Source organism: Rhizobium sp. 768_B6_N1_8 (assembly GCF_051811225.1).
GTDB lineage: Bacteria > Pseudomonadota > Alphaproteobacteria > Rhizobiales > Rhizobiaceae > Rhizobium.
This window is the reverse complement of sequence record NZ_JBPWPV010000002.1, coordinates 322,248-338,055: the sequence shown is the minus strand read 5'-3', so window position 1 is coordinate 338,055 and position 15,808 is coordinate 322,248. Positions and strand designations below refer to the sequence as shown.

Here is a 15,808-nt window from a genome sequence, read left to right as displayed (position 1 = left end):
CGGCTATCCTATCCAATCATAGAGAACCGCAGGCGCATCGCATGAGCAGCAATCCGGAATTCCTCTGGTACATCCCCAATGCCGTCAAACCCGGCCACCGCGGCGATTCGGCAGCAGAAAACCACAATAGCCTGGAAACGCTGACGAGCCATGCCAAGGCACTTGAAGAGCATGGCTGGAAGGGCGCGCTCATCGGCACCGGCTGGGGCCGGCCGGACACCTTTACTCTGGCAACTGCACTTGCCGCACGGACAACAACCTTCGAGCCGCTGATCGCGATCCGCCCCGGCTACTGGCGACCGGCGAATTTCGCCTCGGCAGCCGCCTCGCTCGATCATCTCACCGGTGGACGTGTGCGCGTCAACATCGTCTCCGGCAAAGACAATCTGGCCGCCTATGGTGACAGCGAAGGCGATCAGGCGCATCGCTATGGCCGCACCAAGGAATTCATGCGGCTGGTGCGAAAACTATGGACCGAGGAAAACGTCACCTTTGCCGGCGAGCATTTCGGGGTCAGCGAATCCACCGTCGTTCCACGCATCGAGGCTCGCGGCGAGCGCCGCCATCCGAAACTCTATTTCGGTGGTGCATCGGAAGCGGCCGAGCGCGTCTCGGCCACCGAAGCTGACGTCCAGCTCTTTTGGGGTGAACCGCTCGATGGCATACGGGAGCGGATTGACCGTTTGAAGCAATTGAGTTGCGATCTCGACCGCGACCTGCCGCCGCTTCAATTCGGCCTGAGGATTACGACGCTGGTCCGCGACACGACAGAAGAAGCTTGGGCCGATGCCGAGGCGAAGGTCGCCGAAATGGCAGAAAATAGCGGTGCCGGCTGGCACGACCACCAGCGGGCCGTCGCCGTCGGCCAGCAGCGCCTGCTCGACCTTCATCAGCGCGGTGAAGTGCTCGACGACAATCTTTACACCACGCCCGGCAAATTCGGCGGCGGCGGCGCGGGCACGACCTGGCTGGTCGGCTCCCCCGCAGATGTCGCCCGTTCGCTGCGCAAATACCAGGAGCTCGGCATCACCCATTTCGTTCTGTCCGACACGCCCTATCTTTCGGAGATCAAACGGCAGGGCGCACAGCTGCTGCCCTTGCTGAAGGCGGCATGAGGGCGTCTGAAAAGCATATCCCCATCGCCGGTAATCGGTCCGCATGAGACGCAACAAAAAAACAGGCCCGGTGGGCCTGTTTCTGTTTCGACCGGGCGCCTCAATGCGCGCCTGCGCCTCCACCAGCCTGCGGCTTTTTGGTGAAAAGCAAGGCAATTGCTGCCAGCGCCAGCACCACGCCGATGACCGCAAACGTATCGCTGAAGCCCATGATCAGCGCCTGGCGCTTGACGATCTGGCCGAGCGCGACGATCGCCTTCTGCGATGCGACGGCCGGATCGGTAACACCGTGCTGGGTGAAATAAGCTGTGAGCTGGGTCAGGCGGTCGCGCACCTCGTCACGGGTCAACGTGATCGACTGACCTATGATGTTGGAGTGGAACTGCTCGCGCTTCGTCAGGATGGTGCCGAGCGAAGCCGTGCCGACCGCACCACCGAGATTGCGCAGCATGTTGGTGAGGCCCGAGGCAGCAGCGGCATCTGCGGGCGCGATGCCGGCCGTGGTGATCGCGGTGATCGGGGTCAGCACCAGGGCCTGGCCGATGGCGCGCACGATATTCGGGATCCAGAACTGGTCGCCGCCATTGTTGGCCGAGAGCGTGATGTTCATGAAGCAGCTGATTGCGAAGATCGAGATGCCGAGGAAGCCAATATAGCGGGCATCGAAGCGCTTCATCAGAACCGGCACCAGCGGGATCAGCAAGAGCTGTGGCAGGCCGGTCCAGGCAAGGACATTACCGATCTGCTCGGCATTATAGCGCTGCACCTGGCCGAGATATTGCGGCAGGATATAGACCGTGCCGAAGAGCGCCACACCGACCAGCACGTTGACCAGCACGCCGATGCCGAAATTGCGCTGTGTCAGCAGGCGCAGCTTTACTAGCGGCTTCTTGACGGTGAGCTCGATCCAGATGAAGGCGGCCAGGAAAACGAAGGCCACGATGCCGAGCTTGACGATGAAGGGCGAGGAGAACCAGTCGTCCTTGTTGCCCTCTTCCAGTACGGTCTGCAGCGCCGAAAGGCCGATTGCCATAGTGAAGATGCCGGCCCAATCGCCCTCCTTCAGAAGATGAAGCTGCATCGGCTGCTTTTCAAGCGTCAGAGCGAGAGCCGCCGCCATGATGAGGCTCGGGATAGTGTTGATGAAGAAGATCGTCTGCCAGCCGTAATTCTCCGTCAGGTAGCCGCCAATCGTCGGGCCGATGGCCGGGGCGAAGGTGACCGACAAGGCAAAGACGGCAAGGCCAAGCGGTTGCTGGCTCTTCGGCAGCTTGGTCAGCACCATGGTGAAGGCCATGGGGATCAGCACGCCGCCGGCAAAGCCCTGCAGGCCGCGCAGCAGGATCATCGTGCCGAGATCATGGGCGAAGGCACAGGCCATCGAAAAGATCGGGAAGAGGATGGAATTGACGAGGATATAGCGGCGGAACGAGAAGACATTGCTGAAATAGGCCGTCAGCGGAATGACGACGATCTCGCCGATCAGATAGGAGGTGGAGATCCAGGCGCCGTTGTCGACGCCTGTGCCAATGCCTCCCTCGATATCGAGGAGGGAGGCATTGGTGATCTGGATATTGAGGATCGCCATGAAGGCGCCGATCATGCCGGCGAGAACGGCAATCCATTCCTTGGTGCTGGCGCGCGGTTGCGGGATAGCACCTGATGTTGTTGCGATACTGGACATGACACGATCTCCTGCCCCTTCGCTTAGTTGCTGGTAGCATCGACCTTAGTGTCGATGCTCGGCTGGACGGACATGCCGGGTCGCAGATCGCCCTTTTCGGCGGCATCGCCATCAAGCACGATCTTCACCGGAATGCGCTGAACAACCTTGGTGAAGTTACCGGTGGCATTGTCGGGCGGCAGCAGCGCAAATTCCTGGCCGCTTGCCGGCGCCAGGCTGTCGACATGGCCGCGATAGGTGCGGCCTGGGAACATGTCGACCTCGATAGCAACAGGCTGGCCGGCATGGACATCGGTCAGCTGTGTCTCCTTGTAATTGGCAACGATATAGGCAGCTGTCGTCGGCACAACTGCCATCAGTTGGGTGCCGGCCTGAACATACTGGCCGACGCGCAGCGTACGGTTGCCGACCGTACCGTCAACGGGCGCAACGATCGTCGCATAGGAGAGGTTGAGCTCAGCCTGATGCATGACAGCCTGGTCATGGGCAAGTGTCGCCCTGGCCTGGGCAAGCTCGGCATTCAGTAGCTCGACCTGCTTCGTTGAGGCGTCGAGGGCAGCGCTGTCGCGTACGATCGTAGCCTGGGCGGCGGCGATTGCCGAAGCCGCCTGCTGGGCGGTCTGAACTGGTGCATAACCGTTGGTGGCCAGGTTCGTATAGCGCTTGTTGTTCTGTTCCGCGAAGGTCTCGTTGGCCCGGTCAACGTCGAGCGTGGCGTGAGCGGCGGCGATGGTCGACTGTTGGATGTCGAGCGAAGCCTGCTTGGCGTTGACGGTTGCTTCGGCAGCGGCAACATCGGCCTTGGCCTGATCGAGCGCAGTGCGGAAATCTCGATTGTCGATGCGGGCGAGCGGCTGGCCGGCCTTCACCGCCTGATTGTCGGCAACAAGGACCTCCATAAGATAGCCTGAAACCTTCGGGGAAACCGTGGTGCTGTCGGCCTTGACATAGGCATCGTCGGTCGAGACCTCGAAGCGGCCGACCGTCCAGTAATTATGGCCGTAATAGGCACCGGCGGCGATAATGGCGATGGCGGCAACGCCGATCAGCAGCGAGCGGCCGCCGCGCTTGCGGACCGGTGCCTCTGCAGCGGGCGCGGCAGCAGGCTCGGTGACACGCGGCGTCTTGCCGGCGTCAAGCGTTGCAGGTGTGGCTTCACCGGTGGTTTCGGTGGCCGGCATATCGGCCGGAGCGGCGTTGTTGTTCAGGGCATGCAGCTTCTTGACGGACATCGTCTCTCTCCTTGTGGAAGGTCGCTGTCGTCTTGGCCGCGGCCTTGAAATTCGGCTCAAGCCTCATTTAGGAAACTTGATGTTTTCCAAAATATGAGTTAAAAAAGAGAAGTCAACAAGAATTTGGAAAATCGCGATGGTCGAAAATCACAATATCGAGAAAAAGCCGCGCGGCAGGCCGCAGGTACGGTGTGACGAGGATACGCGCGGCGTGCTCATCGAAGCCGCCAACAGGCAGTTCCACGAGAATGGCTATGCTGCGGTCAGCATCGCTGCGATCGCGCAGGAAGCCGGCGTTTCAACCAAGACGCTCTATCGCCTGTTTCCGACGAAGGCAGATCTGTTTTCCGAAATGGTCTCGGATCGCACCGGACGCTTCCTCTTGGCGCTCGACCCCGGCACACTGGCGACGGCCGAGCTTCGCCAGGGACTGGAGCGCATGCTGATGGCCTATGGCATGCTGACGCTTTCGCAGGATACGATCACGATTACCCGCCTCGTCATCGGCGAATCCGACCGCTTTCCCGAACTCGCCACCTCGTTTTACGAGAAGGCGATCGTGCGCACCAACACGTCGATGGAAAACTGGCTGCGCCGCCAGGTGGAACACGGGCTGATCAAGCTCGAAGACCCGCACGCCGCCTGCGGCATGCTGCGCGGCATGATGATCATGGAACCCCAACGCGCCGCCATGCTGCGCCAACTGCCGGCGCCCAACATCGAAGAGATCGCCGCGAGGGCGAGAATGTGTGCGGATATCTTCTTGAAGGGATGCGCTGCTTAGGGACATAGGACATGCGGGATTGAAGGCGGGCTCTCCCTGGGGTGGACGGCAGTTTTCCTACTCTTGAAGATCGCCTCCGGTGTTTCCACTTGACGATACGACAGATCCTGTCGACAAACCCGGTCTCGAGCTCGAATGGTCCGGCTCGAAAAATCAGGAAGAAACGCGCATGCGCACCCCGAGACGCCCCGCTAACCCGCATGAAGCGGCCGAGGCCCTGTTCAAACCTGTCAAGAAGCCGGCGACATCGGCCGTCGAGCGGCCCACTCTGCCGAATGTGAAGGAACTTGTGACCTTGAAGCTCGACAGCGAGGTTCTCGCCTACTTCCAGGCCGACGGCTCAGGTTGGCAGGAGCGTATCAACGACGCGTTGCGGGCAGCCATGGCGAACAAGGACTGACCCGCATCTGGGCGAAGGCGCGTCGAGTGCCTTTATCCTGGAGCACCGCCGCGAGAATCGCGACGGTACCGAAAGCGAATTTCCGCGGCATGTCAGGCCGCGAGAACCCCTGCCTTTTTCGCCGTCCAGGTGGCGATCAAGTCCATCAACCCGGGCGACAGGCAATCGTAAGGCTCAAGCCCAACTTCCTTGAGACGCGAGCGTACGGCGCCCATCTTCCCGGGGTCGTATCCGCTTTCGATAATGGACGACACGAAGGCGGCAAAGCCGGGTGCTGCCCAGCCTCTTTCCTGGAACCGTTCGGGATGGACGAAGGAGAGCCCCTGAAAGGCATGATCGCGCTCGACAGGCCCGTACATGTGAACCCCGCAATCCTTGCAGGCATGGCGCTGTATCAGCGCGGACGTGTCGACGACCGCGAGCTTGTTTCCGTTCTCCAGAACCTCGACGTTCGCCGTTGGCGCGACGGCAACTACGGAAAAGACCGCACCCTGCGGCTTCCAGCATTTCGTGCAGCCGCAAGCATGGTTGTGGGCAATATCGCCCTTGACGCGGACTTTCACCGGATTGCTTGCGCAATTGCATACTAGCGTGCCGCCGACAAATGACGCATCGGTCGCCCGGTATCCTGAATCCACGATTGGGTGGATCGCTACATTGTTCATGCGTTGTCTCCTTCCCTTCCTGGGCCGAGGCGGGATGCCGCGGCCAAGCCCTGTGTCATCGCGCAAACCCTCGACTGCCAGCGCGAGACTTCCTCCTGGGGTGAGTATATCACCACACGGTTGATATCGTCCGCCCCTCTTCTGCTCATGCCACGGGATCAGGTACGATATCCGAGCCCGACTTTAGGGATGCTCAGTCAGCGGTCGGCTCGACGACCGCCAGGAGAAAGGTCGCGAGCCATTCGATGACCTCGGATCGTCGGGCATACCCGATACGCCCTTTGCGCTCTCAACCCGCTATCCCAATGCAGCCGCCTCTCAATCCTTGATTCACAAAATTGCAGCACTGATACCTTATGGGACCGCGCAGATCCGTCTGGATTGCTCCCCGCCAGCTCCTTTGCCCATGCCAACCTTTGCCCGGCATATCGCGATCCTCCTGACTCTCGACGAATGGTCGCCCCGCTCTAGCTCTTTAGCGTTTCTCGTAATTTATGTTGATCCGGATAATGGTAACGAAAAGACATCCCCTGCCGACTATCGGCGCCGCGCTGCTTGCGCTTCTCCTCATCGCCTTTCCAGCCGCCACCGGCCAACATCGGTCCGCCGAAGTGCGCGCAGCAGAAATTGGACAGCAGGTCAACCAGCTATCCGATCGCGATCCGAATGCCGGCCGTACGCTTGCATGGTCGGCAAGTCAGGACTTCCGCAAGGAGGGAGAGCGCGTTTTGGCGGGGCGTTTCGGTCTCCAGGCCTTGAAGCTCGATGCAGAGGTGAATGCCTGGCAGCGCTTGGCACGAGACGGGCTCACGGCTCGTGACGAGCTGTCGAAAGAGCTGGACGGTGATGGAATCGCCCTGTTCTACAACCTGCTCCTGCACGCGCAGGGCATGGTTGGCGATCGTGAGGGCCAGCAGAAATCGGTCAAGGCCTATATCGAAAAAACCGTCGCCATGTCGGGAGAGGACAGCAAATCCGAGATCATGGCCCGCATCATCGGCGCCTATAGCTTTCTGGAAACCGGGGACACGCAGGAAGGTTTCATCCGTTTGCAGTCAGCCCTGCGCCATGCCGCCGCCGGCAAAAATTACGGCCTCACGCTTTCGGAATACACGACGGCTGCACAGTCCTTTGCAGATAGCGGGCAAATGGCGGCAGCCGAAGCCTTTTATACGGAAGGCCTCGGCACGAATGCAGCGAAAATCGAAAGCCGCGAACTCGCCACGCTGTGGTTCGAATATTCACGATTTCTGCAGAGGTCCGGCGGCGACATCGATGCGACACTCCGGACGGCCCAAACAGCCCGCGAGATGCTGCAACGGCAATACGGCGAAACATCCGAGGAAGCGATCTCAGGCGGCGACAATCTGGCTTCGTTCCTCGTCAACAATGGCGCCGTCGCATCCGGCCTCAACATCCAGGAGGAAATCTATCAGACAGCCCTTTCGTCACTCGGAAATGACGTGCCGCTGACCTGGCGGACCGCCAACAATTATGCCGAGGCATTGCGCATGGTCGACCATCCTGAGGTCGCCCGTGGTATTGATGAAGCCCTCCTCAAACTGCGTATCGCCCATTACGGACACGCCAGCATCCAGGCGCTGGTCAGCGCCTCCAATCTCGGTCTTGATCTGCTCGCCCTCGGCGACAGGGATGGAGCGCTAAAGGCCTTCGAAGAGCAGCGCAAGATCGGTTTGGAAATCGCCGATCCGCACTCGGAGCACGCCGCACAGGGCGAAAGGTGGAAGGAATACACGCAGGCCTATTTCCTTCGCTACGCGCGGATGGACAACAAGTCGCTGGAGGATATGGCAGCGATAAAGGACTGGCGCAGCGCACCCGACCTGATGCGGATCAAAACAGCGCAGCTTGCGGCCGAGCAGTTCGAGATGCGGGACGACACCAAGCGTGCCCTTGCCCTCCGCCAGGAAGCCTATGAGATATCAAAAGGAGCCTTTGGCGAGCTCCATCCCCTGACCTTCGATGCATTGCTGGAGGTCGCGACAACCCACATGCGCCGGAAGGATGCCGAGACGCTCCAAAGCTTCCAGCAGCTCGACGAGAGGATGTTCGACTGGATGCTGCGCGAGGTCGGATCATCAGGCAACCGCTATGTCGCGGAGACAACGCGTCGCCTCGCCGATGATATGCTGCGCACATTCGGCGAATTCGCGCTATCCAGTCCGGAAGCCGCAACGCTCTATGCCGATTCAGTGGCGCGCTGGAAAACCATGGAGAGCGGCGAGCGCACCCGCCTGCGCATGGCAGCAGAGACAACCACCAATCCCGATGTGCATAAGCTCGCCGAAACCGTTGTGCGGCTTTTGGGTCAACAGCAGGAGCTGCTTTCTTCGGGCGATGTAGACACCGAAGTCCGGCAGATCCTGACCGAACTTAAAGCGACCCGCGACCGATTGCCGAAATCACTCGGCCAAAACATCGCCACGCAATCCGTGGAAGACGTTCTCGGTACAAACGCAGCGATGATCGACTTCTTCGTCAGTTCACGGCGCGCACGTAACGGTGATGCCGACAGCGCAGATTCAAGGCTTCAGGCGATCGTGCGTCGCAAGGGTGAGGCACCCGCCATCTTCGATCTCGGCGCCCTCGGCGCGATCGTTCGACAGGCAGCAGCGGAAGAGAATCCGGACAGGCGCTTCGGTAAGCTCTACCAGTCGCTTTTCGGCCCACTGAAGGGTGTGCTCGAAGACAAGACGCAGCTCTACGTCGTTCCCGACGGAGCACTCTACAGCATCCCATTCGCCATGATGAAGACGGATGACGGTAGACATCTCGACGAGGCATTCGAGGTGCACATGCTGACGCGTGAGGATGCGATCTTCTTTACACCCAAGCGCGACCGGCCGGCCCCGGGCGAAAAGGCGCTCGTCGTGGGCGATTTGAAATACTGGCACCAGCGCCCCCTGCCCTTTACGCGCCGTGAGATCCATGACGTGGGAAATGATCTGAAAGCTGCCGGCCTCGATGTAGTTTCGTTGAGTGGAACCACCGGTATGGAAGTACCGATCCGCAAGGCTTCAGCCGACGCTTCCATCATCCATCTTGCGACCCATGGTTTCTTTGACGCTGATACCGATGAGGAAACCACTGACGCCCTATGGCGCAGCGGCCTCATCGTTGCCGGCAAAGTCGCAGCGCAAGAGCCGGATGCCAATGACAATGACGGCATTCTTTATGCACGAGAACTGATGAACTGGGATCTCTCCTCAACCGATCTCGTCGTGTTGTCGGCCTGCCAGACGGCACTTGGCGATCCAAGCCGCATAGGCAATGTTCGCGGTCTGCCGACGGCGCTTGCCATTGCAGGGGCCAGGCGCTCACTGCTCACTCTGTGGTCGGTCGATGACGAAGGCACCGCCAATTTCATGGCGCGCTACTATCAGATATTGACGGCAGACAAGCTCGATTATGCCGCAGCACTCCGAAGGACCCGCATCGAGGCCATAAGCGGCAAAATCGACAAGGCCAGCGATCCGTCGCTATGGGCAGCGTTTGTTCTCTTCGAGGGATGATCAGCCTCAGCTCACGCAGGTATCGCAGTGGCTCAATCAAACAACCAGCAAGACCGCGGATCATTACGCCGAAGCTGGTTTTGTGTTAAGACTTCGCGCGGTCAGGATGGGCAGCCTGGAAGGCTGGCAGTTTGGCGCATTTGCCATCGATATCAACGATGCGCTTGAAATCGGTCATGTCCACTCCCCAGCGGCGGGCATTGTAGACCTGCGGAACAAGACAGAGGTCCGCCATCGTCGGTGTATCCCCAAAGCTGAACCCTTTGTCGGCTGGGTCGATCATCGCTTCCAGTTTACGAAGTCCGTCCGTGATGAAATGCTTCATCCATTCCTCGCGGGCGTCGGTCTTGTCCGCTACGGTCATGAGGTGCGCCACGACATGCGTGTTGCATATCGGATGGATGTCCATGGCGACCGCGTATGCGAAGGCGCGCACTTTCTGGCGATCGGCAATATCCGCTGGCAGCAATCCGCATTCCGGCCGAACCTCGGCCAGATACTCGATGATCGCCAGCGACTGGGTCAGAGCTTTCCCGTCGATCACCAATGTCGGCACGAACCCCTGCGGGTTGAGCGCCAGATATTCCGGCTTCTTATGCGCTCCCTCCAACAGGTTGATGGACACTGTTTTGTAGTCGATCGCCAAGAGATTGAGCGCAATGCGGACGCGATAGCTCGCCGATGACCTCCAGTAATCGTAGAGAACGACCTCGTTCATTGCAGCCCAGCTCCCCTGTATCTTTCGACCGTCTGCTCGATCGCCCCGAAGATCGAATGGCCGGCACGATCCTTCATCTCGATGCGGACCTGATCCCCGAACTTCATGAACGGAGTCTTCGGCGATCCGGTCTCGATCGTCTCAATCATCCTGATCTCGGCGATGCATGAGTAGCCGTCTCCTCCGTCTTCGATGGGCTTGCCCGCTCCGCCATCCAGCTTATTGGAAACCGTTCCCGAGCCGATGATCGTTCCGGCCACCAGATTGCGGGTTTTGGCGGCATGGGCGATGAGCTGGCCAAAATCAAACGCCATATCGATGCCGGCATTCGCCTTGCCGAATGCCTTGCCGTTCAAGCTCACAAGCAGCGGCAGACACACCTTGCCGCCGTCCCACGACGCTCCGAGCTCGTCCGGCGTCACCGCGATCGGAGAAAATGCCGATGCCGGCTTGGACTGGAAGAAGCCAAATCCCTTTGCCAACTCGTCCGGTATGAGACCGCGCAGCGACACATCATTGACGAGCATCACCAGACGGATGGCATCGCGCGCTGCTTCAGGACCGGAACCCATAGCAACGTCGCCGGCGATGACGGCAACCTCACCCTCCATATCGATCCCATAAGTCTCGTCAGCCACCACGATCGGATCTCGCGGCGCGAGGAAACCGTCCGAACCACCTTGATACATCAGCGGATCGGTCCAGAAACTCGCCGGCATCTCGGCGCCCCGCGCCTTGCGTACCAATTCAACATGGTTGAGATAGGCCGAACCGTCAGCCCATTGGTAGGCCCGCGGCAGGGGCGATGCGGCGTCGTGTTCATGAAACCGGATCGTCGGCTGGGCACCGGTCTCGATACCTTCGGCAATCTGCGCGAGTCTTGGAGCCACGTGCTCCCAGTCATCGAGAGCCGCCTGCAACGTGCGGGCAATGTGACCGACTTCGGAACAGCGGGTAAGGTCGCGGGAGACGACAACGAGCCGGCCATCTCTCGTGGAGTCTTTCAACGTCGCAAGCTTCATATCCCATTCCTGTGCCAGAGGATGCCTGACCGATCCTCACTTGAGGCCATCACTTGATACCGGGGGTTCCGTCGAACTTGCGTTCCAGGCCGTCCCAGCATTCCAGATAATCATCCTGCAGCGTTTCAAGCTCGGCTGCGTATTTCGTCAATTGCTGCGGGTACCGGGTCTCGAACATGAAGGCCATGGTGTGATCCAGCTTCACCGGCTTGAGCTCGGCATTGGATGCCTTTTCGAAGGCGAGGGCGTCCGGCCCGTGGGCAAGCATCATGTTGTGCAGGCTCATGCCGCCGGGGACGAAGCCCTCCTCCTTGGCGTCATACTGGCCATGGATCAGGCCCATGAACTCGCTCATGATGTTGCGATGGTACCAAGGCGGACGGAACGTGTGCTCTGCCACCAGCCAGCGCGGCGGAAAGATCACGAAATCGACATTCGCCGTGCCTGCATCTTCGGTGGGCGCGGTCAGCACCGAAAAAATCGACGGATCGGGATGATCGAAGCGGATCGCACCAACAGGAGAAAATGTCCGCAAATCGTATTTGAAGGGGGCGTAGTTGCCGTGCCACGCTACCACATCGAGCGGTGAGTGGCCGATATCGGTAACATAGAATTTTCCGCACCACTTCACATGGACGCGACAAGGCTTTTCCTTGTCCTCGAAAGCGGCGACCGGTGTCTTGAAGTCGCGCGGGTTCGCCAGGCAGTTCGCCCCGATGGGACCACGGTCCGGGAGCGTGAATTTCGCGCCGTAATTCTCGCATATATATCCGCGCCAGACCCCCTGCTCGCCATTACGGAGAACCTTGAACATCATGCCGCGTGGGATGAGGCATATTTCCAGGGGCTCCACGTCCATGATGCCCATTTCGGTGAACACTCTGACGGCGCCGAGCTGCGGCACGATCAGCAGTTCACCATCGGCGTTGAAGAAGTAATCATCCACCATGTCCTCATTGAAGACGTAAGCATGTGCTGACATGCCCACCTGGGTCGTGACATCGCCTGCCGTCGTCATTGTCCGCACCCCCTGAAGAAAGGTCAGCTTCTCGGTGGGCGTGGGGATGGGATTCCAGCGAAGCTGCCCCAGGGGAAGCGAATGTTCGTCCAGGCAAGGCGCGGTTTTCCAGAGCGGATAGGACGCGTTCGAGAAGCGGCTTGTGTGACGCACGCTCGGGCGAATGCGATAAAGCCAGGACCTTTCATTCGTCCCGCGCGGCGCGGTAAACGGCGAGCCGGAAAGCTGCTCCGCATAAAGACCGTAGTTGCATTTCTGGGGGCTGTTCTGGCCCTGCGGCAGGGCGCCGGGAAGCGACTCTGTTTCGAAGTCGTTACCGAACCCCGGCATATATTTCAGCTTGTTTGTCGTCGAGGCTTCACCCTCGGAAGCCTGGATTGATGACTGGTCCATTGCTCAACTCCTCCCCGGAAACTCTCGGCGTCGCGCGTCCTTTCAGACGCGCGAGGTGGCCCCGAGAGTTTACTCCGCCGCAGTACCGATGACACCACGCTTGATCTGATCGGCCTCGATCGATTCGAAGAGAGCGCGGAAATTGCCTTCGCCGAAGCCCTCGTCGCCCTTGCGTTGGATGAATTCGAAGAAGATGGGTCCAATCACGGTCTTGGAGAAGATCTGGAGCAGGATTTTCGTCATGCCGCCATTCACCACGCCTTCGCCATCGATGAGGATGCCGTGCTTCTGCATGCGCTCGACAGGTTCGCTATGGCCGTTCACGCGTTCGTAGGACATGTCGTAATAGGTTTCTGGCGGTCCCGGCATGAAGCGCAGGCCATTGCCGGCAAGCCTGTCCGTGGCCTCGTAGATATCTTCCGTTCCAACGGCGATGTGCTGAATGCCCTCACCCCTGTATTTCTTCAGATATTCCTCGATCTGGCTCGTGTCGTCCTTCGATTCATTCAGCGGGATGCGGATCTTGCCGCAGGGCGACGTGATGGCGCGGCTCACCAGACCAGTGATGCGCCCATCGATATCGAAGAAGTGGATCTGCTTGAAATTGAACAGGTTGCGGTAAAAGTCCCACCACTTGTCCATGTTGCCACGGAAGACGTTGTGCGTCAGATGGTCGAGATAATAGAAACCGATCCCCTGGGGATGCGGGTTAGGCTCGCCGAGCCAATCAAACTCGGCATCGTAGGCCGATCCCTTTGCACCATAGGTCTCGACGAAATAGAGCAGCGAGCCGCCAATGCCGACGATCGCCGGGACGTCGAGCGCCTTGTCATCCCCTTCATAGGGAACGGCGCCTTTCGACACCGCGTGATCAAAGGCGTGCATGGCGTCGACGACGCGCCATGCCATCGAGGGAGCGCAGGGACCATGCTCTGCAACGAAACGAGCGGCATGGCTGCCGGGTTCGGCGTTCAGGACGTAGTTGATGTCGCCCTGCCGCCAGACGGTGATGTCTTTCGTCTTGTGTTTGGCGACTGGGATGTAGCCCATGCGCGTGAAGAGCTCGCGCAGCTTCTCGGGCTCAGGATGGGCGAATTCAACGAATTCGAATCCGTCGGTGCCGGCCGGGTTGTCGGCGGTAATTTCCGAGGGCGGTGCATCATGCGGAAAAGGGCCCATTTTTTCCTCCTGGGAACTGGACTTCGATATGCAAAGTGTGGCCCAAAACGCATGCAAAGTTCTTGCATTCTTCATGCCAGAGGAAGAGATTATGCACGGTTCGTGAGGATTTTGGAGATTCCGCGCAATGGATGAACAGCTCGACAAATTGGATTTGCGCCTGCTCCAGGAGCTTCAAAAAGACGGCCGTTTGACGAACAATGAGCTGGGGGAGCGGATCGCGCTTTCACCCTCGCAATGCTCGCGCCGGCGGACGAGACTGGAAACTGAGGGATATATTCGCAGCTACCGGGCCAATCTGGATCAACAGAAGCTAGGCCTGGATATGCTGGTGGTCATTTCCGTGACGCTTGCCACCCATAACAGAGACAATGCCCGCAGATTTTCGCAGTTGATCAATGGACTGCCGGAAGTTCTCGAAGCCTATGCGCTGACAGGTGAAATGGACTATCACTTGAAGGTCGCGACCCGCGGGCTCGCGGACCTCTCCAAATTCGTCAACGACGTCCTGTTACCCCACGAGTCGGTGCAGCACGTAAAAACCTCGATCGTGCTCGACACGCTGAAGACATTCGAAGGCTTTCCGATACACATGCCGGGTCATCGGCATGGCGACAGCACGCGGTGATCTGGCACCAAGCGTCAGAGCGGCAGTTCGGTCGAGAATTTCAGCTCCCGCAGCACAAAGCTCGATACGACTGTGCGCACATGCGGATTGCGCATGAGGTAGCGGGTCATGAAGGCTTCGTAGCTTTCCACGTCCCTCGCCCTTATCTTCAGCATGTAGTCGAAAGCGCCTGACAAGGCATAGCACTCCATGATCTCCGGCCGCTCCAGAACCACCGAAGCGAAAGAGGCGACCGCCTCTTCGTGGTGATCCTCCAGCGTCACATGCGCGATCACGCAGAGCTTGAGATCGAGTTTTCCGGGATCGAGTAGTGTCACACGCTTACGGATGACACCGTCGGCTTCCAGTTCCTGGATCTTCCGCCAGGCCGAACTTTGCGACATGCCGACCTTTTCCGCCAGGTCTGCCAGAGAAAGACTGCCGTCGGCTTGGATAAGTTGCAGAAGCTTGCGGCGAAAATTCCCAGGTTCTTTCATTTTCTGTACCACATTTGGGAATATTTGCCATCACTATGGCAATTGGCAGCACGAAAGAAAAGAAAATCCTCAGAATCCGGGGGATAATGGCAGAAACGCTATCCCGGGAGGATCAGAATATGACCAAGGAAAGCAGCTACACCGCCAAACTGCCTGGCCCGCACGGTTTATATGCCTATACCCCTGAGGAAGATGCGATTTGGGGCGAACTCTACCGGCGTCAGATGAAGCTGCTCGCCGGTACGGCCTGCCGCGAATATCTGGATGGCGTGAAAATGCTAGGGCTGAAGCCCGACAAGGTGCCTCAGCTTCTCGATGTGAACAGACGCCTGAACGAGACCACCGGCTTCGGCGTGGAAGGCGTGCCGGCGCTCATTCCGCCCTCTCGCTTTTATGAACTTCTGTCACAAGGCAAATTCCCGCTCGCAACCTTCCTGCGCCGTCGCGAGCATATCGACTATATTGAGGAACCGGACCTGTTCCACGAGGTTTTCGGCCACTGCCCGATGCTCACCAACCAGAGCTATGCCAATTTCGTACGGCATTTCGGCGAAATAGCTGTTCGCGTTGGCAAAGGCTATTCTTGGCATCTGTTCCGCATCTTCTGGTTCACCGTCGAGTTCGGCCTGATCAATACGCCGCAGGGCCGCCGCTGCTTCGGCGCAGGGATCGTCTCATCGCCAAGCGAAGCGAAGGCGGCGATGGAAGGCAAGGCATGCGAATTTCGGCCGTTCGATCTGCTGAGCGTGCTCAGGACGCCCTACCGGATCGATATCCTCCAGCCGATCTACTACGTCATCGACAGCTTTGCCGATCTCGAAGCAATCGTGGGGCAGGATATCGAAGGCACGATCCTGAAGGCGAAATCGCTGGGTGATTTCGCCCCAACTTTCGAGGCCAAAGCTTCGTGAATCGTTGACACTATCGCGGCCGGTCCCGACTCGACCTTGTATCCGATGGC

General features: G+C 59.2%; 14 protein-coding genes. 6 read left to right on the top strand and 8 right to left on the bottom strand.

The window, feature by feature from the left end; genetic code table 11:
* Nucleotides 1–41: 41 nt before the first annotated feature.
* Nucleotides 42–1,115: an LLM class flavin-dependent oxidoreductase gene (locus AB8B33_RS25810; RefSeq protein ID WP_439017537.1), complete on the top strand. Its 1,074-nt coding sequence runs from the start codon at nt 42–44 to the stop codon at nt 1,113–1,115.
* A 100-nt stretch (nt 1,116–1,215) separates the two neighbouring features.
* Here AB8B33_RS25810 and AB8B33_RS25805 read toward each other — a convergent pair whose 3' ends face one another.
* Together AB8B33_RS25805 and AB8B33_RS25800 are read right to left on the bottom strand one after the other, a co-directional pair.
* Nucleotides 1,216–2,799, bottom strand: coding sequence for a DHA2 family efflux MFS transporter permease subunit (locus tag AB8B33_RS25805; RefSeq protein WP_439017536.1), 1,584 nt, complete (start codon nt 2,797–2,799; stop codon nt 1,216–1,218).
* A 23-nt stretch (nt 2,800–2,822) separates the two neighbouring features.
* Nucleotides 2,823–4,031: an HlyD family secretion protein gene (locus AB8B33_RS25800; protein WP_439017535.1), complete on the bottom strand. Its 1,209-nt coding sequence runs from the start codon at nt 4,029–4,031 to the stop codon at nt 2,823–2,825.
* A 136-nt stretch (nt 4,032–4,167) separates the two neighbouring features.
* Here AB8B33_RS25800 and AB8B33_RS25795 point away from each other — a divergent pair, with 136 nt between their 5' ends.
* A complete protein-coding gene (locus AB8B33_RS25795) occupies nt 4,168–4,815 on the top strand; it encodes a TetR/AcrR family transcriptional regulator (RefSeq protein ID WP_113322525.1) in 648 nt (215 codons plus the stop codon).
* Between the two features lie 169 nt (nt 4,816–4,984).
* Complete coding sequence (locus tag AB8B33_RS25790; protein ID WP_439017534.1) at nt 4,985–5,215, top strand: BrnA antitoxin family protein; 231 nt, start codon at nt 4,985–4,987, stop codon at nt 5,213–5,215.
* Nucleotides 5,216–5,307: 92 nt separating this feature from the next.
* Here the strand turns inward: AB8B33_RS25790 and gfa are convergent, their stop codons facing one another.
* The gene (gene gfa / locus AB8B33_RS25785; RefSeq protein ID WP_439017533.1) at nt 5,308–5,880 is read right to left on the bottom strand and encodes an S-(hydroxymethyl)glutathione synthase; all 573 of its coding nucleotides are present in this window, start codon (nt 5,878–5,880) and stop codon (nt 5,308–5,310) included.
* A 509-nt stretch (nt 5,881–6,389) separates the two neighbouring features.
* Between gfa and AB8B33_RS25780 the strand changes: the two genes are divergently transcribed.
* Nucleotides 6,390–9,413 carry a CHAT domain-containing protein gene (locus AB8B33_RS25780; RefSeq protein WP_439017532.1) on the top strand — a complete coding sequence of 1,008 codons (3,024 nt, stop codon included), beginning with the start codon at nt 6,390–6,392 and terminating at the stop codon, nt 9,411–9,413.
* An 85-nt stretch (nt 9,414–9,498) separates the two neighbouring features.
* Here the strand turns inward: AB8B33_RS25780 and maiA are convergent, their stop codons facing one another.
* The 4 genes from maiA to hppD all read right to left on the bottom strand — a co-directional run bounded on the left by maiA (nt 9,499) and on the right by hppD (nt 13,743).
* Entirely contained in the window at nt 9,499–10,131 is a 633-nt protein-coding gene (maiA, locus tag AB8B33_RS25775; RefSeq protein ID WP_439017531.1) for a maleylacetoacetate isomerase, read from the bottom strand.
* The gene (locus AB8B33_RS25770; protein ID WP_439017530.1) at nt 10,128–11,153 is read right to left on the bottom strand and encodes a fumarylacetoacetate hydrolase family protein; all 1,026 of its coding nucleotides are present in this window, start codon (nt 11,151–11,153) and stop codon (nt 10,128–10,130) included. The genes maiA and AB8B33_RS25770 overlap by 4 nt, the downstream gene beginning before the upstream one ends.
* A 49-nt stretch (nt 11,154–11,202) precedes the next feature.
* Nucleotides 11,203–12,564, bottom strand: coding sequence for a homogentisate 1,2-dioxygenase (gene hmgA / locus AB8B33_RS25765; protein ID WP_439017529.1), 1,362 nt, complete (start codon nt 12,562–12,564; stop codon nt 11,203–11,205).
* 69 nt (nt 12,565–12,633) lie between these two features.
* Nucleotides 12,634–13,743, bottom strand: coding sequence for a 4-hydroxyphenylpyruvate dioxygenase (hppD, locus tag AB8B33_RS25760; RefSeq protein ID WP_439017528.1), 1,110 nt, complete (start codon nt 13,741–13,743; stop codon nt 12,634–12,636).
* Between the two features lie 127 nt (nt 13,744–13,870).
* Between hppD and AB8B33_RS25755 the strand changes: the two genes are divergently transcribed.
* The gene (locus tag AB8B33_RS25755) at nt 13,871–14,371 is read left to right on the top strand and encodes an Lrp/AsnC family transcriptional regulator (protein WP_439017527.1); all 501 of its coding nucleotides are present in this window, start codon (nt 13,871–13,873) and stop codon (nt 14,369–14,371) included.
* A 14-nt stretch (nt 14,372–14,385) separates the two neighbouring features.
* Here AB8B33_RS25755 and AB8B33_RS25750 read toward each other — a convergent pair whose 3' ends face one another.
* The gene (locus AB8B33_RS25750) at nt 14,386–14,847 is read right to left on the bottom strand and encodes an Lrp/AsnC family transcriptional regulator (RefSeq protein WP_113322518.1); all 462 of its coding nucleotides are present in this window, start codon (nt 14,845–14,847) and stop codon (nt 14,386–14,388) included.
* Between the two features lie 119 nt (nt 14,848–14,966).
* Here AB8B33_RS25750 and AB8B33_RS25745 point away from each other — a divergent pair, with 119 nt between their 5' ends.
* Nucleotides 14,967–15,758 carry a phenylalanine 4-monooxygenase gene (locus AB8B33_RS25745; protein ID WP_439017526.1) on the top strand — a complete coding sequence of 264 codons (792 nt, stop codon included), beginning with the start codon at nt 14,967–14,969 and terminating at the stop codon, nt 15,756–15,758.
* Nucleotides 15,759–15,808 lie beyond the last annotated feature (50 nt).